This window comes from Bacteroides sp. 519, from assembly GCF_010500955.1.
Lineage (GTDB): Bacteria > Bacteroidota > Bacteroidia > Bacteroidales > Bacteroidaceae > Bacteroides.
Map to the genome: position 1 here is coordinate 496712 of NZ_QVMJ01000001.1, position 24260 is coordinate 520971.

The window sequence follows — 24260 nt, forward strand, 5'->3', positions numbered from 1 at the left end:
TGTTTAAGTTTAAGTTAATATTAAAGTCAATTAGTCTATTAGTTCACATCTTGAGTTCTGATTATCCAGTCGTTAATTGAAATTTGAACAGCCAACCAGCTTTCTTCTTTAGCTTGTAAAAATACAAGGATATAATACTCATCCTCACGGTCAAGATATTCCTGAAGCGGCATTTTTTCGTATTGCAGCAGTCTGAGTGCATTTAAATACGATATGAGTGGCATGTCGAGAATCACACGATTGGTGCTCTTGTCGGTTATTAGTAATTTGTTTGTACGTTCGTCGTTCATTAATCGTAGCGAGTTCATCTCGGCAATAGCTCCCACTTCGGGGTCGTTGGCTGTGTAGTATGGAAGATACGTTATTTCACGGTTGGGTTGGTCAAGTACTTGGTTGTTGTTATCGTACCATCCATCGGCCGATAGAATAGAAATGTCCAGATCGTTAACATCAACTGTTGTAGATTGGCCAAGTACTTGTAATACAAGTCTGAACTTTCGGGTATCCTTTCTTAAAGATATTGTATACGTTGTTTCTTCCAGATCCGAGAAGAATACATCTCGCAGCATTCCATGCCAAAGAGGTTCCAGCTCTGTATTTCGATCGACCAATTGGTTTTCGTAATCTTTCACTTTCAACTGAAAATCATCAATGGTCGAGATTCCCGGAGTTAACTCAGAGAAGTTGTATGAACCATCATCAAGCCCTGCCCATACTACAATATCGTATTTCTGATCAAACCACTCTTCGGGAACAAGCATTGTATAGTTTTCCGGAAAAGGGTGTTGCGTTTGTTTTACTTCGCGCACTAATACCCCTGTTTGGGCATCGAACATAAAAATGCTAAAGAAACTAACTTCGCGATGAAACAGGTCGACAAATTCCATATTGTAGTTGTATACAATTTTTAGATAGTTAGGACATGGAGAACCTCCGTCCTTTACGCACGAAGTGGCCGAAAGAACGATTGCTGCAAACAGCAGGTATATTTGTATTATTTTCTTCATTGGTAAATCTTTTGGTTCTCTTCTTTTTTCGTCAGTTGGTTAAGGTTGTGTGTGGCGTTGGCACTTCCGGCTTCGGCGGCACGCTGAAAATACTGGCGAGCCAAAGCCACATTGCCGCTTTGGGCATAGGCTACTCCAAGATTGTTCCATGCTTCGGGCGCATCAATTCCTTTCAGGCGTTCAATGGCCCGTTCAATGGAATTGGTTTCTATTTCCATTGCTGCGGCATTGATTTTACTTATTATATTATCAGGAAACATCCTGACTGCTATATCGAATACCTCTTTAAATTCGTTGCTGTTTTTAGGATAACTGTTGGCCACCAGAAACATCTCGTTGAGATTGAGCAACTGTGGGCGTTTGCGAATAATCTCTCTAGCTTCGTCAACATTAAATGCACGGGCAATGTACGATACTTGGAATTCGTTCCGTCGAAGCGGTGGATACAGTTCGTTCAACATCATTTTATAGGCTCGTCCGCCATCGAGTGATTCGAGCAAGCGTTTACGGCGGGTGATATCCGAAACCTGATCTATAATCTGTACCACTTCATCGCGGTATGGAAAATCGGGAGATTCTACAACCGATTTGCGTAACCCTGGCCAGTCTTCGCCTTTACCGTCGTGGCTTATTCGCGATGTATCCCATCCATATTTACGTTGCAGGTAATCTATGAACGATTTTGCACGGTTTCTAGAAAGTGTTATGTTGCTATCAAAGCGTCCTTCGGGCGATGCGTATCCGGTTACAGTATGGCGTGTAATGGTAAGATCGGGGTCGTTGCGCAGCTCCCTGATAACAGCATCTACCTCTCTAAGTACAGTAGCATTGTTCTTAAAGTCGGGTAAAAGTTCATAACGATCTACCACATAATTAATGCGTGCAATAAATGTTTCGCTACGTTCTTTAACCTCTGCCTCGGGTGTAATATAAGATACCAGATATGCTGGTTCAAAAAGAGGTGGTAGTATATTTTTGGTTACCAAGTAGTTGTTTTGAGTGTCTCCGCAGTTTGCGCATCCGCTTATGTTGGTGGCCAACACTAAATCGGCTCCTTGCATCCATTCTTCGTACGGTAGTGTATAAGAAAGCGATACGGTTTGCTGCGAACCTTTTCTTTTCATCAAGGTTTGTGGTGTTTGTTCGAACACCAAATTATCATAAGCCTGTAAACGCTTAATAACTTTGTAGCGTTTGGGTCCTGCAATTACTGCAGGTGCCAGCTCGTGCCGGGTTTGGTTTTGGTTGTTAATAAACAGTGGAGTAAGTATAATCATCTCTTGACTGGCAATGCGATCTTTCAGCACAATATCAAAAGCTACATTAAGATATGCTCCTTCTCTTTTTACCTGATATGAGTATGACATATTTGGTGGTGAAACGAGCGGTTGGGCTGTAACATTCAGTGCTATGATAAACAGCAAGAATAATAGGTCGATTTTTTTCATAATTAAGCTTATAAAAAGAATAGAAGTGAAATGGTGGCTTTTGTTGGCCCCCAGTAATTCTTAGTCCCTGTGTCGATGGCGCTTCCGCAGCTGGTGCATCTGTATTTATCGTAATGCACACGTACATAGCCGGCACCAACCGATGCCTCGAAATTCCATCGCTTGCCTAGTATCCATTGATAGCCTATTGAAATGCCTCCGCCATAGTAATGTCCCTCGTAACGGTAGTCTTTCAAATCATCGAACACAGCCAATGGCAGATTTATCTTAGCAAAGTTGTATTCGCCACCCAATGCATGTATTCCCAGAAAAGTTCCATTGAAACGTTCGCAAAACCAATAACGAAATTCGGGTTGTACCAGCCAGTGTTTCCAGTGTTTTCCACTGCTGGGCTCATAGAAATTGTATCCACCCCCAAATTCGAGTGTGGTTTTCTTTCCAAGTCCGATTTCTAAAGCCAGATTAGGAGTTAATGTTGCACCATAAAGTATATTTGTTTTTAGTGCAACCGACGAAGGGGAATTAGTAATATAAGGAGTCCATACCCGATTATCTTCTACCAACAAATGGTTATGTGTTGGTGGTTGATTATCTTGTGCCTCTAGTTTATTAGTCCCGCAAATTAAAAAAAGCCATCCGATCCCTATTCTTATTGATAGGGATAAACCTTTACCACTAAATTTCATTCTATTGAATTTTAGATTATTTATCCTCCATTACTTATTTATTAAATGTTGGAGAATATACTAATGTAATAGGCTTTAAAAAAACATGCGTTCCTGTATTTTATAAAGACTGTATATTGCGCTCAATTTTGCAAAGGTAATAAAAGAAATAATTCGAGCAAAACGCTTGTGTTAATTAACACATATAACTAGCTCCCTATACTCCCTATACAACGGTTCAACTCAATTCTGAAATATTAAACACGGAGTCACAGAGAAACAGAGTTCTTTGTTTTGTGCTGAACACAGAGTTATTGTATGACAAAAAATCTTTCTAAATCTACTATCTCTGTTCAGTTCTTTTATACCTGTTGGTGGTGCTGAAAAATGGAAAAATATGTTGTTTGCCACCCGTTATACGCGTTGTAGGGCCGTTTTTATGGTGTAATTTCAAAATGCAGCATTTCGCATTGATGAAATGCAGCATTTCGTCAGATCAAAATGCAGCATTTCGAAAGTGTGAAATGCAGCATTTTGAAATCACGATTTGCAGCATACTGAAATAGTATTGATTTATGAATAAATGAAATTTGACACAAACTTTTTTGTGCTAATTATAAAGGAATGTTTATCTTTGAAAGCAATAAAAATAGAATGGAACGTCTAAAAACATATTTTGAAGAAAACCCCGCCCATTTTGGGTACATATTAATAGTATTAGGAATTGTTATGTTGGTTGCAACTATTAAAGGGTCGAAATGGCTATTCGAAAAAGATGTAATCGGCTCTACCTACAGTTTGGACAAGTTAGACGGCTGGATCAATCTTTTTGGGAAGAAAACAGCACGGGTAGTAGCTGGTATATGTTCTGTATTGCTTATTTTGCTTGGGGTGTTTTGGATTTGGTTGTATAAAAAATAGAATAATAGCGTTTCAATCAGTATAAGAACTATTTTTGAGAATAGATTTATAGGGGATCAAATAGCAAAATTCCATTTACTGTATACTGATTACAATACGTCCAGTCTCCTCCAACTTCCATACTGTTTAGGGATTGAACAAACTCCCCTTTTTCTATATCTAAAATGTATCCGCAGGAAAACTTTGCAAAATAATGATTTTCATCATTTATATCTCTTGTTTCATAATATGAACTTACTTGCAAGTACTTATTGTTAGGAGAAAGGCACAAACCATCGTAGTAAATATCATTATCATTGTCGACTACCACGGGGAATTATTTTGATTACACGCCAAAGACAATGAAGTGATGAAAAGGAGGTAGGTTATGAGTTTCATCTGGTGAGGTTGGTTGAATCCTCTGATGAATGTATTATACATTGCTGTTAAGTGTTTCATAAATAGGTTGTAGCTTTGAGATAATAAGTATCATAACATCTTCGAAAAACAAATATTCGTTTTGTTTTATCTTTTTTAGAAACCGTTTCCATTGTGTGTTTCTGTTTTCATCATTCCTGAAAGATTCTGTAAATAAAGGATGAGTATTTTGATATGAAGTTCCTCTGTTGTTGAATGTAGCCTGTACAGCTTTACTTAATGTTGTGTTATCCAATTCCTGAGTAGAAAGAATTTTGTATACATCGTAAAAGTCCTTATAGCGACTATTGACTTCTGACAACTCAATCATTGCCTGAAATTTTTCTGCAACAACCGATTCAAGAGAATAGGCAAGAATTTCTGGAGCGGGAAGTTCGTCCATTAATACAGGATAAGTTAAATTTTGTGCAGAAGGGGTAATTATGTCTCCAAATCCAATATCCATTCTCAACGGTTGCTTGATAGTGTCTAGTTTTGCCATAAACGAAATCTTTATCCCTTGATATGTATTAGTTTCATTAATTTCTTCGGCTTCGATAGTTGATATATCAAACAGTATTCCATCTTCACAAGGAATGATAAGTATCTCGCGGAATACATTCTTAATTGTAGCAATGTCATTTTTAATTTTGATGCCTAGAAAATCAATATCCAATGTGGGGCGTGGAAATTCTTTTTCTAAAGCATAGAGTAATGCTCCACCTTTCAAACAAAATTTATTCTTGAATTTGCTTACAGATAGACGATACAGTAAGCGTTCATATAAATATCTAATAATAAGCTGCTGATAATTTACATTCTCATTTCGAGCTATGTTTAGAAGCTTTGCTCTTATTGACTTTGCAATGTCTTTTTTCACAGTTGTATCTCCATATATGTTTTCAGAATATTTGCTACCCTCATTTTTTTTGCATAGTCAATCAATCTTGTGAGATTGCGGTCTTTTCTATTCAAGTATGTTTTTAGTATTTCAGAAGTCGTTTCCATACCAATCTTTGTTCGATACTTTATAGCATCACAAACCGACTTTTCCAAATCATACATATGTACTTTATATCCACTTATTGTCTGTGAAACAATTCCCATCTCATAATAGTCATGCTGCCAGTAATATAGTGTGATGGGAGGATAGTCAGGAAGTGATATTTTTCTGTTTTTCTCGATTGCGATGTTAAATGACTGCGGAATCTGGACTGTCAATTCATAGTATGCCCAAGCCGAATAGAGACAAAGCACACCTCCAGGGATTATTTTTTCAACATCAATCATCATGCTATCTTGCGAGGCTTCTTCATAAAAATATACTCCATACTTTATACGTTCAATAACACCCTCATCCACTAATTTCAGTAGGTGATTGTATGTTGATTTGTCTGGCAATTGCTTTCGTGTTAGATAGCCCTTGTTTTTGGCAAATAGCTTTTGAAGTTTTGCATCCATTTCTTTGCTTTGGGAAAAAATTACCGCTTTTTTTTATTAAAGCGGTAATTTTTTCCCGCTTTAATAAAAAAAGCTCCTTTTGGAGCTTAAAATCCAAAATGGTACGATTCTAAATTTATATAGTTCTAATCTTTCAATTCCATCTCTTGGATTGTTGCAAATATAACATTATTTTATATCTTTGCAAAATTAATATTTAAATAGTACTAATTGGAGAATTTGGAGATGAAAATAAGAACAGAATGCAATCATATTTTTGATGATAAAGAAGAAATTTATAGTAATTTGAAATTCATGATCATTTATTTAAATACTGAAGGTTATACGCATAATGAGATTTTTGATTATATAAAGTATAACATTTTAGAAGATTATGAAGATAACAACGAAATAGAAATAGGTAAATTTATAAAACTTAGCTTACAGATCTAACCATCGCAAGGAAGTACTTAATGTCTTTGTAAACACTATCACTACAATGTTTTAATGAAAGAAACATTGTTACATAAAATAAAAGAAGTAGGGCTGGAGAAAGATGATGCTAGAAGTAGCTTTTATCATAAACAAAAAACAACGATTTGCATGGCTGGTTGGGTTGGGAGATAGTACAGGGTAGGCTTCGATGCTCTTTATTAATTTCTAATCCACAAACCATTCCAATTTATCCGCAAAATATAAAAACACAATAGTTATTATAACAAAGCGGAGTAGTTTACCAATTAACATAAATATGGCTGTTGGCCAGAATTTAGTTTTGTAAAAACCCAGTGCAATAGCAAATATATCACCAATAAAAGGTAGCCATGTTAATAAGGCAAGCAAACTACCATATTTATTTACTTTCGATTTTTGCTTTTCCAGTGTTTCACGCTTTACTTTGAACCATTTTTCTATCCACTCCCACTTACCAGCATATCCTACCCAATAAGAGGTTAAGCTACCAAGCCAATTACCCAATGTTCCCCAAAACAGAGTGAGGGTAACACTGCCTCCCAATCCTAATGAAGCTACAAACAACGCATCCGAACTAAAAGGAAAAATAGTAGCAGCCAGAAAACATCCCAGAAATAAACCTAAATATCCCCAATCGCCAAATAAACTCATATAGTCTGTTTATAAATCAATAAAACGCAAATGTAATTCAATAAATAAGGGACAGGGATAAATTTTAAATTTATTTGTAGAAAAATACCGGTAAAACCTCAGCATAAGTATAAGGATTTACCGGTACGGCTGCAAAACAAAGATTACTTTAACTTATAATATACCACCAATTATACCACTCACCAAACTAACTATAATACTGAATAACATTGCCCACCAGAAATTAGAAACATGAAAGTTGTTTCCCATTATCCAACTGGCCAGCATAATAATCAATGCATTGATAACAAAAGTAAATAGCCCCAGAGTAAGAATGTTAATAGGGAACGATAGAAATTGTAAAACAGGTTTTACGATTGCATTAAGAACACCAAGTACAATGGCTACTAAAACAGCCGATCCATAACTTTTAACTGATATACCAGGAAGTAGCCACGCTGTAAAATATACTGCTACACTCGAAATAAGTATACTTAAAATAAGTCCCATAATATTTTGTTTTTTTAGTGTGAATATTAAATTAATTTATCTAACAACAATCAGGCTTATTGAATTGTTCTTGCGCAAATATATAAATTAGTTTCCGTAAATTTGCAAAAAAAAGAATTCATGAAATATTCTACCGTACTATTTGATTTTGATTATACCCTTGCCGATTCGTCGCGCGGTATTGTAAAGTGTTTCCAAAATGTTTTGCAAAATCATAATTTCCTAAACATAACCGATGATTCTATTAAACGAACCATTGGAAAAACCTTGGACGAATCATTCAGTATTCTTACAGGTATTACCAATCCCGAAGAGCTTATCAACTTGCGAAATGAATACGGAAAAGAAGCCAGCTTGTATATGAGCGATAATACATACCTGTTTCCCGAAAGTAAATTTACCCTGAATGAATTAAAGAATGATAGCATCCGTATAGGTATAATCTCTACCAAATACCGTTTCCGGATAATTGAATTTCTTGATCTGCATTTCCCTTCCGATTTGTTTGATATTATAGTAGGTGGCGAAGATGTTACACTCCATAAACCTCATCCGGAAGGTTTAAATTTTGCTTTGGATAAACTTCAATCCTCTCAGAATGAAACTCTTTATGTAGGAGATAGTACAATCGATGCCGAAACAGCAATGAGAGCCGGAGTAGATTTCGTTGGAGTAACATCTGGTGCTACTACCAGAGAAGAGTTGATGACTTTTCCGCATAAAGCAATTGTTTCAAATCTGGGAGAAGAGTTCTTAAAGGCAATACGTTAATTCTTTTTTAGAATATACATATCGGCCAAATCGCCGGTAATACGTTTCCCATTAAGGTCGAGAGCAATCAACTTGTTTTCGCCAACTTGATATTGCTGGCAACTATCATTATTGAGGGTGATGATTGACCCAGCCTCATTCCATGCAAATTCCCCTCCTTCAATAAAATCCTTACTTTTATCTTCTGTTCCTTCGTAGGTAGTTTTCAGTGTATAACTGTTGGTTTTTAGTGTTAGTTCAACTTTTATACCCGGGCAATCGGCACAAGGCATTGTTCCGGTATATGTTCCTTCATAATCAAGTGAGTTGCGCGAGTTATGTGCAGCATCAACAATTGGGGGCGTATTGTCATTGCTTTTTGCATTCTTATTACCACAACCAGAGAATGATAATGCCAAAACAGCTATTACAGCCAAAACGAGTTTTGTTTTCATAAAATATAATTTCTAATAATGTTATTTCGTTGTTTAATCTCACAAAGGTATCAGTTTATTAATATAACAGATATATAAATAATCTTGTTTAAGTTGAAATGACTATTTTTGCAGAATTATAAATAAATAATGAACAAATGATGAACAAACTATTAATTATTGCGACTGTTTTATGTTTCTGTGTTTCGAGTGCATATTCTCAAACAGATTATAATGTTGAAAATATTTCTGTAATAAATATGGGCGACGGAAGATTGCTATTTCGTACCACAGGCGAAGACCTTCCGGTAGAAGGTAAGCAACGTATTATCGATGGACGTCGTTCCGAATATATCCTTGCCGAATTTCAAAACGGACTTTACCATGGAACTTATCAACATTTCAAGTATAATAAATTGAGTGAAGAAGGTACTTACAAAGAAGGTCGCAAACACGGAACGTTTAAAGAATTTAATTCGGATGGAACATCTTTAAAAGCAGAAAAGAACTATGTAGATGGTAAACCTGATGGTATGTGGACAACCTATTATACTGATGGTAAACCAGATAAAGAAAAAGAATACAAAGATGGGCTTGAGCACGGAGTTGAACGTATATACAATTATGAAACCGGAGATGTTGTTACAGAAATGAATTTTGTTGATGGTAAGAAGCATGGTAAACAAGTGCAACTTATCAGTAGCAACCGCGGTTTATATACCATTGAAAGTAAATATGTTGACGGACTGTTAGACGGACCTTATTCGGAGACTTACGAATCGGGGGTAATTAAAAAGAAAGGTTTATATAAGAAAGGAAAAGAAGAAGGAGTATGGGTGTTCAATAAAGCCGAAGGACTTCCTGAGAACGAAATCTCTTATAAAGATGGAAAGAAGCATGGTGAGCTCAAAAAATTCTTTACCGATGGCACTGTAAGTGATATTGAAACCTATAAAAATGGTAAACTCGATGGTCCAAAGAAAGAATTCTACTACAAAACAAACGGAAAAATAAAGTCTCTCTTTAATTATACCGATGGCAAGAGAAATGGTAAGTATGCTTATTACAATGAAGATGGAAGTGTAAGAGAAGATGGTGAATACGAAAACGGAACAAAAAAGAAATATACATCTTACAAATAAAAAGGCTCACTCTGTTAGAGTTGAAAATTGAGAATTGAGAATTGAAAATTACCGTGTAACACGGTTATTTTCAATTCTCAATTTTTTATTTAATACAAAATGGACCAATGAATGTACAATACGCTCCTACTAAATTTATTCTATTTTACTCAACTTTGTATAGTTGTTCTTTGTTTATAACCTTAGCTGTGATTTTTGAATAGAATTTAGTCTGTTTAATCTAATGTTTCTTGAATTATGATGACTCCAATTAAAGAAGAGATAGTAAGAAAAGGTAGTGTAGTAAAAACCAGTGTTTTACTGATGGTAATCTTCCTTTTGGTAACATTGCTTACCGGATTTGGTATTTTGTATGTAAACTCCCTCAATCTGGAAACAAATCTGGATACGGTATTTGGTTTTGTTCACCGGATATCAGCTTTTGCCGGTTTATGTTTGGTGGGATACAACATTCAGTTAATTGCTCCCTGGTTTTTTGCCAAAGCGAAAGAGAAACTGGATACTAAAGGCATTTTTACTGTTATTATCAGCGGATTGTTCTTACTGCTATTGATAACCATTATTGTATTTGAACCAGAAATAGAAATTAAAAACTGGGTTGTACTGCATGCCAATGCAGGAATCGGCTTTTTTATCTCTTTAATCTTTTATATTTTGTTGCATAACGATAATAAATAGATGGTTAGAACGTGTTGCATGGTAGATAGTTAGTTAATAACAAAAAAACAGGGGCTGCTCAATTGAACAACCCCTGTTTTTTTATCTGTCTTCTTAATTCAGATTACTTCTTGTTACGATTACCGTAGCGGCTCATAAACTTGTCAACACGTCCTGCTGTATCTACCAATTTAGATTTACCAGTGTAGAATGGGTGAGAAGTACTTGAGATTTCAAGTTTTACCAATGGATAAGTTTCACCTTCAAACTCAATAGTTTCTTTAGTGTTTACTGTTGATTGTGATAAAAACATATCTCCATTAGACATATCTTTAAATACCACCGGACGATAATTTTCTGGATGAATACCTTTTTTCATTTCAGTATTTGTTTTTTTATTAATTATTTCGTTAACTATTTGGTAAGAATAGTGTGTAATGGTCTCTTTCAGAGCGCAAAGATAATGTTTTTGTTTTGAACAGAAAAAAAAGACAGGTAAAAAAACATCTTCTCGGTTTTTTTTGTGACTTTTGCAGGAAGGTTAGCTGCGAATATCTGCGGCAAAAAAGAATTTTATAAAGGAGTTATCATGAAAAACTGTGTCATCTTTAGTCTTATAATATTTATATGTTATGGCTGCGGCTCTGTAGAAAAAATACAGAAAGCAAAAGGTCTTTATAGTGTAGCATTTTATAATGTAGAGAATTTATTTGATACTGTTCCCGATCCGGGGAAAAACGATGCCGAATACTTGCCTTATGGTGCTAACCAATGGAATACAAAGAAGTATACGGCAAAGTTGGCAAATATAGCACAGGTATTAAGCGAACTCACCTGCGCGAAAACTCCGCAAGGTCCTGTAGTAATTGGCTTGGCCGAAGTAGAAAACCGGTATGTTTTGAACGATTTGGTAATTCAACCTGCTATTGCTGCCGCAAAGTACGGCATTGTACACATTGAAGGTGAAGACAAGCGTGGCATTGATTGTGCATTATTATATGATCCTAAACAGTTTAAACTTGAAAGTTCTGTTTTAATACCCCATAAACCATTTAATAATGATACTACACATAAAACACGTGGTTTTTTGCTGGTAGAAGGAAAAGTAGCTAAAGAAAGAATATGCTTTATTGTAAATCACTGGCCATCGCGCGGAGCCGCCGCTCCTGCCCGTATCTGGGCGGCCAGGCAGGTGAGGGCGATCACCGATTCGTTAGCTAACACACATCCTGATCTGAAAATAATTGTAATGGGCGATATGAATGATGACCCAATGGACGAAAGTATGATAACCCTGGGTGCCCGAAAAACAATAGCTGAGGTAGTAGAAGGCGACTTTTACAATCCTTGGTGGGCAACCCTTGAAGATGAGGGCGTGGGCACACTGCTATACCGTGGAAAGTGGAATTTCTTCGACCAGATTGTTCTCTCACGTAACTTGCTTGTAGGTAAGGGGCTAAAATACGAATCGCACGAAGTATTTTCACGTGATTATCTTTTTCAACAAGATGGTAAGTACAAAGGTTATCCTTTCCGTACACATGGAGGCCGGGAATGGTTGAATGGATATAGTGATCATTTGCCAACAATTATTTATTTGAAAAAATAAGCAGTACTCATTATTGCTTAGATGTATTTATTCTCTTTCTGAAACCATCAGGGGTAATGCCGCAGTATTCTTTGAACAGGCGGTGAAATGTGAAACGTGACCCAAATCCGGCATCCAGTGCAATAGCTTCTATAGAGAGGTTGTTATACTGTGGGTTTTGGAGCATCTGCATGGCATGTTGTATACGCAAACGTACTATATAATGGGTGAAGGCACAACCATAATACCGACGTATGGTGTTATGCAGATACATCTCGTTGGTATATATCATATGGGCTACACGCCGACGGTTGATATGGGGTTCGGTATATATATGGGTTTCTTCCATGAGCCGTTGTAAGCGGCGGTTGAGTATTAGTGGATTGTTCATATTAGTTGGGAGAATTAAGGATGATTAGTACCAAACTAATAACTAGTATCAAACCGTAAATGATGTTGTGAATGATGGCTTCGTGTTTCATAATAGGAAATTTTATTCATGTAATACATTGGTTGAATGATTGACACAAATGTATTATATAGTATGGAAATGGGTGTTCCGTATTTGGAAATCATTGTTCCATATCTGGTATTTTATGAAAAGCGTATGAATTTATTCCACAAAGGTAGCAAGGTGAAGGAAGCTGGAAATAAATAAGATGGTATGAGCAGTAAGGCTGGATTTGGAAGTTATAGAAACTTTGCAAGAATAAAAATAGGACGACCATAAAAGGCCGTCCTTTGAACAGGTTGAGGTCGTTGCTATTATTATTTAATGCTGAAACTGTTAACGATATTTGTTGCTTGTTGTTCAAATCCATCAGCATAGGTAATGGATGACAATAATGCGATATTGGATTCTGTGTCGCACAGTAAAACCAGACAGACATTAACTCCATCTATTTCACCTTCAATAAAAGCACCCTCTAAAGTAGTCAGAGCAAGTTCTCCTATCTCAGAATTTTTCATTTTTAGTTCAACAGCCATTGTGCCTAAAGCAGTGCCGAGGTCTTCGGGGTCAATTCCATCGTAATCAATAACTTCGATAGCTAAATGGATGTTGTTGTTTTCAGCTTCAAAACTTTCGGCAGTGTTTTCCAATACTTTAAAATTAGTGGGTACACTAAATGAAAGTCCATACTGTTTCCATGTGTAACGTTGTTGAGCGTTGGCAACCATACATAAACAAAAAATAACAGTTAGTGATACAAGAATTCTTTTCATGATCTTACTTTAAAGGGTGAATAATTGAATGACATGTACAAAAGTAAGGCAGGTTTTTGAAAAAGGTGTGTCAAATTGGAAAAAGTTATTTTGCAACCTCTACCTTGCAATTTGCATAAAATGATAAGAGTTGGTTTTCATTTTGCTTAAAATTGACTGTGAATCCTTGCTAAAATCCGGAGTTTGTTATTCTGTATTCAAACAATAATGTGTACTTTTGCACAGAATTTCTGATTCACTAACAAATAAATATTTTATAAACATGATTAATTACAAAGATTTAGGTCTCGTGAATACACGAGAAATGTTCGCAAAAGCAATCGAAGGCGGATATGCAATTCCAGCTTTCAACTTTAATAATATGGAACAGTTGCAGGCTATTGTTCAGGCCGCAGCCGAAACTAAATCTCCGGTTATTCTGCAAGTATCAAAAGGTGCACGTAACTATGCAAACCAAACTTTGCTTCGTTATATGGCCGAAGGTGCTGTAGCTTATGCAAAAGAACTAGGCTGGGAAAAACCACAAATCGTACTTCACCTTGACCATGGTGATTCTTTCGAAACATGTAAATCATGTATCGACATGGGATTCTCTTCTGTAATGATCGATGGTTCTCATCTTCCTTACGATGAAAACGTAGCTCTTACAAAGAAAGTTGTTGAATATGCTCACCAGTTCGACGTAACAGTTGAAGGCGAACTTGGCGTATTGGCAGGTGTTGAAGATGATGTAGTTGCCGAACACCATACTTATACAAAACCAGAAGAAGTTGTTGACTTTGTTACTAAAACAGGTTGCGACAGTCTGGCTATTTCAATTGGTACATCTCACGGTGCTAACAAATTCAAACCAGAACAATGTACTCGTAATGCCGAAGGTATATTGGTTCCTCCTCCATTGCGTTTCGATGTGTTGGAAGGTGTTGAAAAAGAACTTCCCGGATTCCCAATCGTTCTTCACGGAGCATCATCAGTTCCACAAGAAGAAGTTGCTACAATCAACAAATACGGTGGTGCATTGAAAGATGCTATCGGTATTCCTGAAGAACAACTTCGTAAAGCTGCTGCTTCGGCTGTTTGCAAAATCAATATCGACTCAGACAGTCGTTTGGCTATGACTGCTGCCGTTCGCGAAGTTTTTGCTACTCAACCTGCTGAATTCGACCCACGTAAATACTTAGGTCCGGCTCGCGAAAACATGAAAAAACTGTATGTTCACAAAATTGTAGACGTATTAGGATCGGCTGGAAAAGCAGAATAAGAATAGATTCTTACTATAAAAGATAGAGAGGAATTATCCTGTTTGGGATAATTCCTCTTTTTTATTTCCTTTCTTTTTTGTTTTTATGAGGCTAACACGCTAATTTTGCAGTAATTATTAAAACTCCAGTACAGATGAAAAACAATCTCTTTTGTTCTCTGAAGCGGTCTCATTTTTTAGTCCTCTTTCTGTTGTGTAGCAGCATGGCGTTTGCTTCCAGTCTCAGACAATATTCGGTTAAAGATGGTTTGTCCGATCCTACCGTATCTTCTGTTTATCAGGATAGTAACGGGTTATTATGGCTTGGAACCAACAACGGTATAAACACCTTCGACGGATTAAACTTCCGAAATTTGGTATTCAACGACGCCACCAGTCCGTTTGCCGGAAGTGTAATCGTAGATATATTTGAGGCCGAGAATGATATTTTATGGGTTCTAACCAATCAAGGCCTTTTTAGAATGAATCATAAAAAGCTTAAAACAGAAAAATTTGAAGGTTTTAATCAGGATTCAAAAATAACTTATGGTCTTTCTAACGACATCTATGCGGTGAAAGAAGATAATTTCATCAACTATTATGTGTCGGCTAACGAGACCTTTAAAAAAGTACCTGTCAGAGATCTTGCTTTTGATAGTGTAATGGAGATATTTGTTGATAATAACAACAATCTATGGGTATTTACTGACGACGGCAATCATCGTAGCTTTTCAATAAGCTATGAAGGCTCTGAACTCAAGTTAACTGCTTCAAACCAGTTCAGGCATGCCGAACCTTTGTTGTGGTGCTTTTACAATGAGGGTTTTGTTTATTTTGTTGATGCCACACTTACCTTCTTCGAGTATAATTTAGCATCTCGTACCAAATATTATATTCAGGATATTCGTGAAGATGTTCTTAAATATGGTGAAATATCTTCTATAATCAAGCACAAAGATGATTTCTTTGTAGGATTTGCCAATGGTGGACTGCTACGTATAAAGAATATGCCCGATCAGCGGAATAAGTACCAACTTGAATCTATTTCGTTGAAAACAGGTGTGCTCTCTCTTACAACCGACAGGTTTCAGGATATTGTATGGATTGGTACCAATGGACAAGGAGTATACATGTATTTTAACGAAGCTTCATCATTAGAAGGAGTATTATCTGCATCCTTACCCAATTCTGTAAGATCACCGCTGACTTCTTTCTATCTGGATAGAAATCAAACACTTTGGTTGGCAACTGCAGGAGACGGAATTATGAATATGTACGATTACGATCCTGAAAAAGATTCGGGTAGCCGTTCCGAACAATTCACCAGCTTCAATAGCTATTTAGGTAGTAATATGGTGTATGATCTGGAAGGAAGTAACCGCAATATAATCTGGGTTGGAACAGATAATGGTCTTAACTATTACTCTTATGCCGAACGACGGTTAAAAAACCTGATGATTGTAACCGATGGAGTACCTCAGAAAAAGCCTTTGAAACTGATACGCTCCATTTGCGAGTTGAACGATACAACCTTATGGATTACCACCGCAGGCGAAGGAGTTGTAAAAGTACGTGTGGCAGGAACTGCCGATACACCTGTAGTAGCTGAGGCAAAACGATTTACCATTGGCGACGGCGATGCAGATGAAAATCAATTTACTGTAGCCTATAAAGACGATAGCAATACAGTGTGGTTTGGAACTTTGGGCAAAGGAGTTTATAAAATGGATAGCCGTTCGGAAAGAATGGAAAATATACAGTTCGACAAAATAGAGAAATCATTGCTGAATAATATTTATGCTATTCATAAAAACAATCAGGGATACTGGTTTGGAACCGGTAACGGGCTTGCCAATCTTAACAACAATCAAAAAACAGTATACAACGATCAGAACGGATTGCCATTTAAAATGATAAATGGTATTCTGGAAGATAATTCATCGAATCTGTGGTTAACTACAAACAGAGGAATTGTGAAGTTCAGCTTGCAAAGACTTACTCCACATTTGTGCAAACAATCGGGCGATGAGGTTATTGCTAATTTTGGAGAAGGTGCTTATTACAAAGATCCGGTTAGCCACATGTTATTCTTTGGAGGATCGAACGGATATGTAACTATAAACGAAACAGAATTTACACACGAAGATTATACACCCGAAATTCAGTTTACCGGTCTTTCAATCTTTGGAAAACAAGAGAATATATACGATTACCTATCAGGAAAAAGAAAATCGGAAGTACTTAAACTAGGAAACGATCAGAATGTTTTTGCTGTATCTTTTGTGGCTAACGACTTTATTGATGGTGGTGAATATACCTACTTCTATAAACTGAACGAGCAGAGCGATAACTGGGTAGATAATGGAACTTCTAATACAGCTTTCTTTACTTACTTAAATCCGGGTACCTATACATTGTCTACTAAATACCGTAACAATGTAACAGGAAAAGAAAGCCCGGCTTATAATTTGAAGATGCGTATCACTCCTCCTTTCTATAAAAGCGTTTGGGCTTATTTACTTTACATACTATTATTTGCTGCAATTGTTTATTTTGCCCGTTGGTTTGCTGTATGGCAAAACAAAAAGCAACTGGAACGTCGTTTCTCGGAAGAAACAAACAAAGTTAAACTTCAGTTCTTTGCAAGTATGGCAAGCGAGGTGTATTCGGCTTTAACCATGATAATGAACCCGGCGAAGAAAATAGTTGAAATGTCGGAATCGGATCAGCAACTGAATACATATACAAATGTAATCCGTCAGAATGCCCTTAAGCTAGACGAGTTTGTGAGAGACATTTCAGAGCTTCGTATGCTGGAAAGCGGCGAAAGAACACCACAAATACAAACCTTGTCGGTATCGGAAATAGCAGACTCCATTGCAGAAAGTTTTATAAATAAAACACAGGCAAAAAACATTAACTACCAGATAAAGATTGATAGTGAAATTTATTGGAATTCGGATAACTATTGTTTGAAAAATATTATCAGTAATTTACTGACATATGCTTTCACCCACATCGAAACCAAAGGTACTATTGCTTTGGAACTCTCTGCCGATGAAAGCAATCTGCAACTTGTTATCAGTGGAAACGGAATGAACGTTGATGCGAAAAAACTGAAAGAACTGTTCGACCGTAAAACCGTTCTCGAAATGCTTGAAGCACGTAGCAAACAAGGATACTCGGTACGCGATGAACTAATTCTTGCTAATTGTGCCGGCATGGTAAACCTGCTGAATGGCGAAGTAAAAGTACAGGAATCGGGCGAAGGTGTTTCTTTCATTGTGAAGTTGCCTCAATTGGTTATTGAAAATGAAGAAGCAGTAATTATTGAAGATGAAAAACCGCTTACTGTATATACCGAAACAAAGGCACCAGTAATGCCTGTATGTAAAGCAAATGCAGATAAAATGACAATTATGTTAATCAGTAACAATGCTTCGTTGGTATGGTTACTGGCCGATCATTTTGCATCAAAATACAATTTGGATATACAAAATGATGTTGCAGCAATTCCAGAATTACTAAAAACAAATAAATACAAACTGGTTATTTCGGAAGCCCATTTAACCGATGCTGATGGAATTGAACTGATTAAGAGTATTAAGCAAGACCAAAGTAATTCGCAAATATCCTGCGTGATACTTGCATCGGAAAATAGTCTTGATGAAAGATTCAGATCGATGGATGCAGGTGTAGAACTGTATATCGAAAAACCATTCGATATGGAAATCATTGAAACAGAAGTTGAACGTATTCTGAAATACAAAGAATTGCAGGAACAATATACTTCTTCATTGAATCGTAAATTTGAATTGGGCGATGAAGCTTTCGCCACCAAAGACGATAAAGACTTCTACGATAAAATGATTGCTATAATAGATGCAAATCTTACCAATCCTAAACTTTCAGTAGAACTGGTTTGCAATGAACTGGGGTATACTTCGCAAGATTTCTATACTAAACTGAAGGAAATAACCAGCAAAACTCCGAACGAAATAATCAGGGAATACAGGTTAAGCATTGTTGAATCGTTATTGATCTCTACTTCACTACCGGTTGATGAAATTATAGAGAAATCAGGATTTAATAATAAAACAACATTTGTAAAAGTATTCACCCAGAAGTTTGGAATGGCTCCCCGCAACTATCGTGAGCAGCATAAGAGAAAGATTCTGGCTGATATTGAGAAAAGAAAGTAAGTATCAGTTAAAATCGTATTCAATCCTTGTTTAGTCGGGTATTAATCTGGCTAAACAAGGAATCTTTTGTTTATAGCACTTACACATGGCACCTATCTATTACTTATATCTGTTTGTTGCTTTGTTTTTTCTTTCGGGATGCAATTCTTATGTCAACTCCAATTTGCAGAAAGCAGAAAAACAATTAGCTCATGCTTCTGATTCATCATTATTAATTTTGCAAAGCCTGGACGAGGATTATCCAAACATGACTGATAAGGAGAAAGCCTTATTTGGATTACTCTATTTTCAAGCATGCGACAAAGAAGGTGTAGTATTATCATCAACAGAATTAATAGATTATTCTATCGACTATTTCAAAAAGAAAGGAAACAAAGAAAGGCTTGCTACAAGTTATTTTTATCGGGGCAGGTATTGTGGCGATAGAAGAGAATATGGTAACGCCATTCAGGATATGTTGAAAGCATTGGAACTAGCCAATCATAAAAAAGATCATAGTTTGCTGGGAAAGATTTATTGCGATCTGGGACAAATATCGGTTAATCAAGGCGAAAACGAAAAAGCTTTAGATTATGTGTCTCGGTCAATGAAGCACTTTAACGAAACAGATGAGATAGATAATCTGGCAAAAATGTATCTGATATCCAGTTGGGTGAATGTACAAATGAGTAATTATGATACTGCTATTCAATCTACTTTAAAAGCTATTGATTTAACAGCTGATTCTCTGGTAATAGGAGATGCATATAGAGAATTGGCAAGCATATACAATTATATGGAAAAATATGATTCGACAGTTTATTATGCTAAACAAAGTATCCTATATCCTTATTTCAGTACCAATCAGTCACTACGATATAATACAATTGCAAATGCCTATTTTTCTCTGAGCGAATACGATTCTGTCATTGCATATGTAAACAAAGCGTTTGAATTTCCTTACGATATTTATATAGAACGTACATTGTATCGCGTGCTTACGAATACATATTATAATAAAAATGATAAGGAAAAAACAGAGCTCTACTTAAGCAAATTCTACCAATGTAAAGATTCCATAGAAAAGTTAGAAAAAAATCCTAACATAAAACTAATAGAAGAGGTACATTACTCGCAAATTGAAAAGGAAAAAATCAAATCTCATCGTTTATGGCTAGTGATTCTGATTATTTTTATTCTTGTTGTTGCAGGTTTCATTTTTTATACCCTTCACAAACGTACTTACCGTAAAGAAACAGAAGTAAATGTTTATAAAGAAGAATTAGGAAAGAAATATAGCCTGTTGTTAGAAGAAGTTGTTGACGAAATACAACAGGTTAAAAACAAATATGCCGAACAACGGCGTAATGCTAAATTTGAAGAAAGAGTTGACATTGATAAAAAAGTTTATGAAGAGGTTTTGCACTACAACAACGAAAGTAAATTCATTGATAAGATGAATCGTAAACTGAATGCTCTTCCCGAAAAGTTAACTAAAGACTATCCCGAAATATCGTACAGAGAAATTATTTGGTGTTGTTTGTTTGTTCTTAGAGTTCCTACAACCGAAATTTCAATGTTGCTGGACTATACACAAAGTAGCCAGTATAAATTTAAACAAAGACTCGTTAAAAAACTCAATCTTAAAAGTACAAAAGATTTGGAAGAGTTATTGAGTAATTATGTTTTTGTTGTTTAATGCATTTTTTGCTATATGAATAATTATAAATAAATTTGTAGATTATGAAACAAAATCTAATCTTACTATTATTTATGAGTATAGTATCAGGAGCATGTAATAATTCTCCAAAAGCAGTGTATGAAGGTGATGACATTTCCGGATTTGCCGAAATAACCCGTGACAAACAAACAAAAGCCGCTAAAATTACAATTAGTAAAGCAGAGGAGTGGAAACTTTATGCAGGCTTATCGGTTGATGAAATAGACCTGTCTGCTCCGGTTTTGTGGGGCAATGAAAAAGGAACATTTCATATTGATGCACCCGATTCGGTACGTAGTTATTTCCTTTTGCAAACTAACAAAGGAAAAGCAATTGTGGCCGAGCGTCATTTACCAATGACGGGTGGTTATAATTTCCGTGATCTTGGTGGTATTAAAAATAAAGAGGGCCGGTATACCAAATGGGGCAAAATATTTCGCTCCGATGATTTGAATATGCTTACAGATGCCGATTTACAATATTTATCTTCTATCCCTATTGTTTCTATTGTTGATTTCCGTTCCGAAGCCGAAATGCAATCTGCGCCTGATAAACTTCCGGCAAGCACCATAAAGAGTTATCCTTATTCTATTAATCCGGGAAACTTGAGTACAGCAGCAGGTGAATTATCTGATTTGTTGCATATGAATATGGATACTGTAATGATGCAGATAAATGCAATGATGATAACCGAAGATGCAGGCATTCTGCGATTTAAAGATTTTTTTGCTTTGCTGCAAGATGAACGCAATGTGCCACTGATGTTTCATTGTTCGGCCGGGAAAGATCGTACAGGAATGGCAGCAGCTTTGGTATTATCTGCCCTTGGGGTAAGCGAGGAGCGGATTATGGAAGATTATTTATTGTCTAATCAGTATATTGTTGATAAATACGCAAAATATGTAGAACGGCATCCGCAGCTAAAATCTCTGTTTCAGGTAAAAGCAGAGTTTATTGGTGCTGGGCTACAACGCATTAAAGAAGAGTATGGAAGTATAGAGGATTTCCTTACGAATGTGTTGAATGTAGATATAGATAAATTCAGAGATATGTATCTGTATTAATCAAAAATGAATATTTGGATAATAGAATTTGCTATATAGAAGAGTGGTTTCCGTCTATATAGCTAAGCACCCTTGTTCTATATAGCTTCGACCCCTTCGTCTATATAGCACAAGGGTGCTCGTCTATATAGCACAAAATCCTAGGTCTATTAGCTTGCCCCGAAGTTTGGACTTTTCGGTGGAAATAACTGGACTTTCCGGCAGAATAGTTTGGACTATTACGCCGGAAAGTGCCTGATAATCAAAGAACAAAAGCACTTTACTTCACTTCTCTTTTCTCCTTTACCAGATAAACACAACATGCACCAATAAACAATAAAATACCAGCAAGTACAAGCATGTTAACTTGCTTACCACCAACCAGATGCAATAAACCTCCTCCTACAACAGCAGCAGCAATTTGCGGAATACATATTGTTCCATTGAATAATCCCAGATAAGCCCCCATGTTCTTACCCGAAATAGAGTTAGTAAGAATCGTGAAAGGTATGGCAAGCATTGCAGCCCATGCACAACCAATTAAGAAATAGGATATAAACAACATATATTGATTATGGAAAAATAGGGTCGAAATAAAACCAATACCTCCCAGTACCAAACTTAATGAATAAGAAAATCTTCTGGATTTGAAGAAAGGAAGTACTATAGCCCATAAAACAGATCCAACTGCCTGAACAGCAAATAATACACCCACCCAGTTTCCTGCATTTTGATATCCTTCGCTATGTGCATCGGTGGTACCCCATACAGTATCTGCAATTGCCCCGTTGGTATATGTCCACATATACATAAATGCCGCCCAGCAGAAGAACTGAACTAATCCAACCGTCCAGAATACTTTGGGAGCATGTTTTAAAAGATATAGAAGATTTGTTTTTTCTTTCTTTTCGGCTTCTGTAATACCGTGGAACTCTTCGTACTCCTTCGGAGGCATCTCTTTTACTTTAATTACTGTGTACAATACACAAAGCACTAAAATTGCGGCACCAATATAGAAAGAGAAGATAACCGAATCAGGAATTATACCCGGAGCAGCTACATTGGCAATTCCAACTGCTGTAAAAAGAAGCGGTAATAAATAACCCAAAAGGCTTCCTGCATTTACAAGGAAACTTTGTATGGAATAAGCTAAACCTTTTTGCTTTTCGTTTACCATATCTCCAACCAGCATTTTGAAAGGTTGCATAGCCATATTAACGCCAGTGTCTAAAAACATAAGAGATACCAAACCAAACATCATTGCAGTTGTTACAGTCATTCCAAAACTTCCGGCATTGGGAAGCAGGCACATTACCAATACGGCAACGAAGGCCCCAATAAACAAATAGGGAATCCGACGTCCGAAGCGTGTCCATGTTTTATCACTTGCCGATCCAACAATAGGTTGTACTATAATTCCTGCTAGTGGCGGAAGAATCCAGAAATAGCTAAGATTGTGAGGGTCGGCTCCAAGAGTTGCAAATATACGACTGATATTTGCACTTTGTAATGCATAAGCTATTTGTACACCAAAGAAACCAAAGCTCAGGTTCCAGAGTTTCCAAAAACTTAAATCGGGTTTTGCTTTTAAATTCATGATGTTTTTAATGTGCCAATATGCCAATGTGCCAATGGGTTAATTGGCTGGCGCATGGCCGGTTAATTTAATGTGCCAATATGCCAATGTGCCAATAGGTTAATTGGCTGGCGCATGGCGGTTATATTTATCTCATTAATTCATTGTATTGTTTTATTGGCACATTGGCATATTAGCACATTATTTCGTAGTTCCTCTTACTACTAAATTTGTACGTACAATTCTATTGGGACTCTTTTTCTCACTATCATCTTCAATCTTGTTGATTAAGATATCAATGGCACTTTTGCCTATTTCTTCCCCATGTTGTTCAACAGTGGTTAGTTTAGGATCGGTGTTCTGTGCTATAGCCCCATCAGTAAACCCGCAAATCGAAACTTCATCGGGTACTTTAACACCAACCAATTTGCAGGCATATAAAATACCAGAAGCTGTTTCGTCGTTTATCGCAAAGAAACCATCCGGTCTGTTGTCTTCCTCCAGAATATCAGGAGTGGCGGCAATTGCTTGTTCGCGGGTATCGCAATACTTAATCATACTATCGTCTACCGGTATTTTATATTTCTTCATAGCATCCAGATATCCGTTCCGTCTGTTTTTCGATATTTCCAGATGAGGTGGACTACTATAAAAGAATATGCGTTTACATCCTGTTTGAATCATATATTCAACAGCAGCAAATGCACCGGCATAATCATCAACTACCACACGTTCCGTATTTATGCCGGTACATATTCGGTCGTAAAACACAATCGGTATATTGTTGTTTAAAAGTTCCTGATAATGATCGTATTGAGTAGTATCTTTAGCCAGCGATGTAATAACACCACAAACCCTTGCTTCAAGAAACGAGTGCACTATTTTTACTTCCTGCTCGTACCTTTCGTTACTCTGTGCTACCAGAATATTGTATCCGGCTTTTGCGGCAGTTGCTTCAATTCCACTAAGCACACACGAAAAAAAGTGGTGAACCAGTTGTGGAATAATTACCCCAATGGTGTTCGACCGGCTTGTTCGTAGATTCAGCGCCAAAGCATTGGGCTTATAATTATGTTCGCGCGCATATTCATTAATCAAATCCCGTGTTTCCTGACTAATGTCGGGATTGTTTTTCAATGCGCGCGAAACCGTAGAGGGTGAAACCCCCAAAGCCCGGGCAATATCCTTAATTGTAATCTGCGGTTTATTCATGG

General features: G+C 36.6%; 23 protein-coding genes. 10 read left to right on the forward strand and 13 right to left on the reverse strand.

Annotation, left to right across the window (positions count from 1 at the left end; genetic code table 11):
• Window positions 1-38 precede the first annotated feature (38 nt).
• The 3 genes from D0T85_RS02270 to D0T85_RS02280 are packed head-to-tail and all read right to left on the reverse strand — an operon-like array spanning window position 39 to window position 3141.
• A complete protein-coding gene (locus D0T85_RS02270; protein WP_163209757.1) occupies window positions 39-1007 on the reverse strand; it encodes a FimB/Mfa2 family fimbrial subunit in 969 nt (322 codons plus the stop codon).
• Entirely contained in the window at window positions 1004-2455 is a 1452-nt protein-coding gene (locus tag D0T85_RS02275) for a DUF3868 domain-containing protein (RefSeq protein ID WP_163209759.1), read from the reverse strand. The genes D0T85_RS02270 and D0T85_RS02275 overlap by 4 nt, the downstream gene beginning before the upstream one ends.
• 8 nt (window positions 2456-2463) lie before the next feature.
• The gene (locus D0T85_RS02280; protein ID WP_163209761.1) at window positions 2464-3141 is read right to left on the reverse strand and encodes a DUF3575 domain-containing protein; all 678 of its coding nucleotides are present in this window, start codon (window positions 3139-3141) and stop codon (window positions 2464-2466) included.
• Between the two features lie 633 nt (window positions 3142-3774).
• Between D0T85_RS02280 and D0T85_RS02285 the strand changes: the two genes are divergently transcribed.
• Window positions 3775-4041 carry an Imm17 family immunity protein gene (locus tag D0T85_RS02285; RefSeq protein ID WP_163209763.1) on the forward strand — a complete coding sequence of 89 codons (267 nt, stop codon included), beginning with the start codon at window positions 3775-3777 and terminating at the stop codon, window positions 4039-4041.
• A gap of 412 nt (window positions 4042-4453) precedes the next feature.
• Here the strand turns inward: D0T85_RS02285 and D0T85_RS02290 are convergent, their stop codons facing one another.
• The 4 genes from D0T85_RS02290 to D0T85_RS02305 all read right to left on the reverse strand — a co-directional run bounded on the left by D0T85_RS02290 (window position 4454) and on the right by D0T85_RS02305 (window position 7491).
• Window positions 4454-5317 carry a nucleotidyl transferase AbiEii/AbiGii toxin family protein gene (locus D0T85_RS02290; protein ID WP_163209765.1) on the reverse strand — a complete coding sequence of 288 codons (864 nt, stop codon included), beginning with the start codon at window positions 5315-5317 and terminating at the stop codon, window positions 4454-4456.
• Window positions 5314-5898: a hypothetical protein gene (locus D0T85_RS02295; RefSeq protein WP_239060620.1), complete on the reverse strand. Its 585-nt coding sequence runs from the start codon at window positions 5896-5898 to the stop codon at window positions 5314-5316. The genes D0T85_RS02290 and D0T85_RS02295 overlap by 4 nt, the downstream gene beginning before the upstream one ends.
• A 639-nt stretch (window positions 5899-6537) precedes the next feature.
• Window positions 6538-7002: a YqaA family protein gene (locus tag D0T85_RS02300; protein ID WP_163209767.1), complete on the reverse strand. Its 465-nt coding sequence runs from the start codon at window positions 7000-7002 to the stop codon at window positions 6538-6540.
• A gap of 153 nt (window positions 7003-7155) precedes the next feature.
• Complete coding sequence (locus D0T85_RS02305) at window positions 7156-7491, reverse strand: phage holin family protein (protein WP_163209769.1); 336 nt, start codon at window positions 7489-7491, stop codon at window positions 7156-7158.
• A gap of 120 nt (window positions 7492-7611) precedes the next feature.
• On the opposite strand from D0T85_RS02305, the gene D0T85_RS02310 reads away from it, so the two are divergent.
• Window positions 7612-8262: an HAD-IA family hydrolase gene (locus D0T85_RS02310; protein WP_163209786.1), complete on the forward strand. Its 651-nt coding sequence runs from the start codon at window positions 7612-7614 to the stop codon at window positions 8260-8262.
• Here D0T85_RS02310 and D0T85_RS02315 read toward each other — a convergent pair.
• On the reverse strand, window positions 8259-8696 hold the full coding sequence (locus tag D0T85_RS02315; protein ID WP_163209788.1) for a copper resistance protein NlpE: 438 nt from the start codon (window positions 8694-8696) through the stop codon (window positions 8259-8261). The two genes, D0T85_RS02310 and D0T85_RS02315, sit on opposite strands and share 4 nt — an antisense overlap.
• A 137-nt stretch (window positions 8697-8833) precedes the next feature.
• Here D0T85_RS02315 and D0T85_RS02320 point away from each other — a divergent pair, with 137 nt between their 5' ends.
• Window positions 8834-9817 (forward strand): toxin-antitoxin system YwqK family antitoxin, encoded by a 984-nt coding sequence (locus tag D0T85_RS02320; RefSeq protein ID WP_163209790.1) that lies wholly within the window; start codon window positions 8834-8836, stop codon window positions 9815-9817.
• Window positions 9818-10054: 237 nt separating this feature from the next.
• Window positions 10055-10495 carry a hypothetical protein gene (locus tag D0T85_RS02325; protein WP_163209792.1) on the forward strand — a complete coding sequence of 147 codons (441 nt, stop codon included), beginning with the start codon at window positions 10055-10057 and terminating at the stop codon, window positions 10493-10495.
• A gap of 103 nt (window positions 10496-10598) precedes the next feature.
• Here the strand turns inward: D0T85_RS02325 and D0T85_RS02330 are convergent, their stop codons facing one another.
• Entirely contained in the window at window positions 10599-10853 is a 255-nt protein-coding gene (locus D0T85_RS02330; RefSeq protein WP_163209794.1) for a type B 50S ribosomal protein L31, read from the reverse strand.
• A 210-nt stretch (window positions 10854-11063) separates the two neighbouring features.
• Between D0T85_RS02330 and D0T85_RS02335 the strand changes: the two genes are divergently transcribed.
• Complete coding sequence (locus D0T85_RS02335; RefSeq protein WP_163209796.1) at window positions 11064-12083, forward strand: endonuclease/exonuclease/phosphatase family protein; 1020 nt, start codon at window positions 11064-11066, stop codon at window positions 12081-12083.
• 10 nt (window positions 12084-12093) lie between these two features.
• On the opposite strand, the gene D0T85_RS02340 is transcribed toward D0T85_RS02335, so the two are convergent.
• Window positions 12094-12453: a helix-turn-helix transcriptional regulator gene (locus D0T85_RS02340; protein ID WP_163209798.1), complete on the reverse strand. Its 360-nt coding sequence runs from the start codon at window positions 12451-12453 to the stop codon at window positions 12094-12096.
• A 126-nt stretch (window positions 12454-12579) separates the two neighbouring features.
• Between D0T85_RS02340 and D0T85_RS02345 the strand changes: the two genes are divergently transcribed.
• Window positions 12580-12720: a hypothetical protein gene (locus D0T85_RS02345; protein ID WP_163209800.1), complete on the forward strand. Its 141-nt coding sequence runs from the start codon at window positions 12580-12582 to the stop codon at window positions 12718-12720.
• Between the two features lie 110 nt (window positions 12721-12830).
• Here D0T85_RS02345 and D0T85_RS02350 read toward each other — a convergent pair whose 3' ends face one another.
• Window positions 12831-13286 carry a hypothetical protein gene (locus D0T85_RS02350; RefSeq protein ID WP_163209802.1) on the reverse strand — a complete coding sequence of 152 codons (456 nt, stop codon included), beginning with the start codon at window positions 13284-13286 and terminating at the stop codon, window positions 12831-12833.
• A 262-nt stretch (window positions 13287-13548) separates the two neighbouring features.
• Here D0T85_RS02350 and D0T85_RS02355 point away from each other — a divergent pair, with 262 nt between their 5' ends.
• The 4 genes from D0T85_RS02355 (at window position 13549) to D0T85_RS02370 (ending at window position 21491) form a co-directional block, all read left to right on the forward strand.
• Window positions 13549-14547: a class II fructose-bisphosphate aldolase gene (locus D0T85_RS02355; RefSeq protein WP_163209804.1), complete on the forward strand. Its 999-nt coding sequence runs from the start codon at window positions 13549-13551 to the stop codon at window positions 14545-14547.
• A gap of 134 nt (window positions 14548-14681) precedes the next feature.
• Window positions 14682-18728, forward strand: coding sequence for a hybrid sensor histidine kinase/response regulator transcription factor (locus D0T85_RS02360; RefSeq protein WP_163209806.1), 4047 nt, complete (start codon window positions 14682-14684; stop codon window positions 18726-18728).
• 85 nt (window positions 18729-18813) lie between these two features.
• Window positions 18814-20406, forward strand: coding sequence for a tetratricopeptide repeat protein (locus D0T85_RS02365; protein WP_163209808.1), 1593 nt, complete (start codon window positions 18814-18816; stop codon window positions 20404-20406).
• 44 nt (window positions 20407-20450) lie between these two features.
• Entirely contained in the window at window positions 20451-21491 is a 1041-nt protein-coding gene (locus tag D0T85_RS02370) for a tyrosine-protein phosphatase (RefSeq protein WP_163209810.1), read from the forward strand.
• A gap of 259 nt (window positions 21492-21750) precedes the next feature.
• On the opposite strand, the gene D0T85_RS02375 is transcribed toward D0T85_RS02370, so the two are convergent.
• Together D0T85_RS02375 and D0T85_RS02380 are read right to left on the reverse strand one after the other, a co-directional pair.
• Window positions 21751-23067 (reverse strand): SLC45 family MFS transporter, encoded by a 1317-nt coding sequence (locus D0T85_RS02375; protein ID WP_163209812.1) that lies wholly within the window; start codon window positions 23065-23067, stop codon window positions 21751-21753.
• 180 nt (window positions 23068-23247) lie between these two features.
• Window positions 23248-24258 (reverse strand): LacI family DNA-binding transcriptional regulator, encoded by a 1011-nt coding sequence (locus D0T85_RS02380; protein WP_163209814.1) that lies wholly within the window; start codon window positions 24256-24258, stop codon window positions 23248-23250.
• Between the last annotated feature and the right edge of the window lie 2 nt (window positions 24259-24260).

What these genes read in the sequence shown, in the direction of transcription:
- D0T85_RS02270 (WP_163209757.1), bottom strand. Translation starts at nt 1,007, where the DNA reads ATGAAGAAAATAATACAAATATACCTGCTGTTTGCAGCAATCGTTCTT.
- D0T85_RS02275 (WP_163209759.1), bottom strand. Translation starts at nt 2,455, where the DNA reads ATGAAAAAAATCGACCTATTATTCTTGCTGTTTATCATAGCACTGAAT.
- D0T85_RS02280 (WP_163209761.1), bottom strand. Translation starts at nt 3,141, where the DNA reads ATGAAATTTAGTGGTAAAGGTTTATCCCTATCAATAAGAATAGGGATC.
- D0T85_RS02285 (WP_163209763.1), top strand. Translation starts at nt 3,775, where the DNA reads ATGGAACGTCTAAAAACATATTTTGAAGAAAACCCCGCCCATTTTGGG.
- D0T85_RS02295 (WP_239060620.1), bottom strand. Translation starts at nt 5,898, where the DNA reads ATGGATGCAAAACTTCAAAAGCTATTTGCCAAAAACAAGGGCTATCTA.
- D0T85_RS02300 (WP_163209767.1), bottom strand. Translation starts at nt 7,002, where the DNA reads ATGAGTTTATTTGGCGATTGGGGATATTTAGGTTTATTTCTGGGATGT.
- D0T85_RS02305 (WP_163209769.1), bottom strand. Translation starts at nt 7,491, where the DNA reads ATGGGACTTATTTTAAGTATACTTATTTCGAGTGTAGCAGTATATTTT.
- D0T85_RS02310 (WP_163209786.1), top strand. Translation starts at nt 7,612, where the DNA reads ATGAAATATTCTACCGTACTATTTGATTTTGATTATACCCTTGCCGAT.
- D0T85_RS02315 (WP_163209788.1), bottom strand. Translation starts at nt 8,696, where the DNA reads ATGAAAACAAAACTCGTTTTGGCTGTAATAGCTGTTTTGGCATTATCA.
- D0T85_RS02320 (WP_163209790.1), top strand. Translation starts at nt 8,834, where the DNA reads ATGATGAACAAACTATTAATTATTGCGACTGTTTTATGTTTCTGTGTT.
- D0T85_RS02325 (WP_163209792.1), top strand. Translation starts at nt 10,055, where the DNA reads ATGATGACTCCAATTAAAGAAGAGATAGTAAGAAAAGGTAGTGTAGTA.
- D0T85_RS02330 (WP_163209794.1), bottom strand. Translation starts at nt 10,853, where the DNA reads ATGAAAAAAGGTATTCATCCAGAAAATTATCGTCCGGTGGTATTTAAA.
- D0T85_RS02335 (WP_163209796.1), top strand. Translation starts at nt 11,064, where the DNA reads ATGAAAAACTGTGTCATCTTTAGTCTTATAATATTTATATGTTATGGC.
- D0T85_RS02340 (WP_163209798.1), bottom strand. Translation starts at nt 12,453, where the DNA reads ATGAACAATCCACTAATACTCAACCGCCGCTTACAACGGCTCATGGAA.
- D0T85_RS02345 (WP_163209800.1), top strand. Translation starts at nt 12,580, where the DNA reads ATGATTGACACAAATGTATTATATAGTATGGAAATGGGTGTTCCGTAT.
- D0T85_RS02350 (WP_163209802.1), bottom strand. Translation starts at nt 13,286, where the DNA reads ATGAAAAGAATTCTTGTATCACTAACTGTTATTTTTTGTTTATGTATG.
- D0T85_RS02355 (WP_163209804.1), top strand. Translation starts at nt 13,549, where the DNA reads ATGATTAATTACAAAGATTTAGGTCTCGTGAATACACGAGAAATGTTC.
- D0T85_RS02360 (WP_163209806.1), top strand. Translation starts at nt 14,682, where the DNA reads ATGAAAAACAATCTCTTTTGTTCTCTGAAGCGGTCTCATTTTTTAGTC.
- D0T85_RS02365 (WP_163209808.1), top strand. Translation starts at nt 18,814, where the DNA reads ATGGCACCTATCTATTACTTATATCTGTTTGTTGCTTTGTTTTTTCTT.
- D0T85_RS02370 (WP_163209810.1), top strand. Translation starts at nt 20,451, where the DNA reads ATGAAACAAAATCTAATCTTACTATTATTTATGAGTATAGTATCAGGA.
- D0T85_RS02375 (WP_163209812.1), bottom strand. Translation starts at nt 23,067, where the DNA reads ATGAATTTAAAAGCAAAACCCGATTTAAGTTTTTGGAAACTCTGGAAC.
- D0T85_RS02380 (WP_163209814.1), bottom strand. Translation starts at nt 24,258, where the DNA reads ATGAATAAACCGCAGATTACAATTAAGGATATTGCCCGGGCTTTGGGG.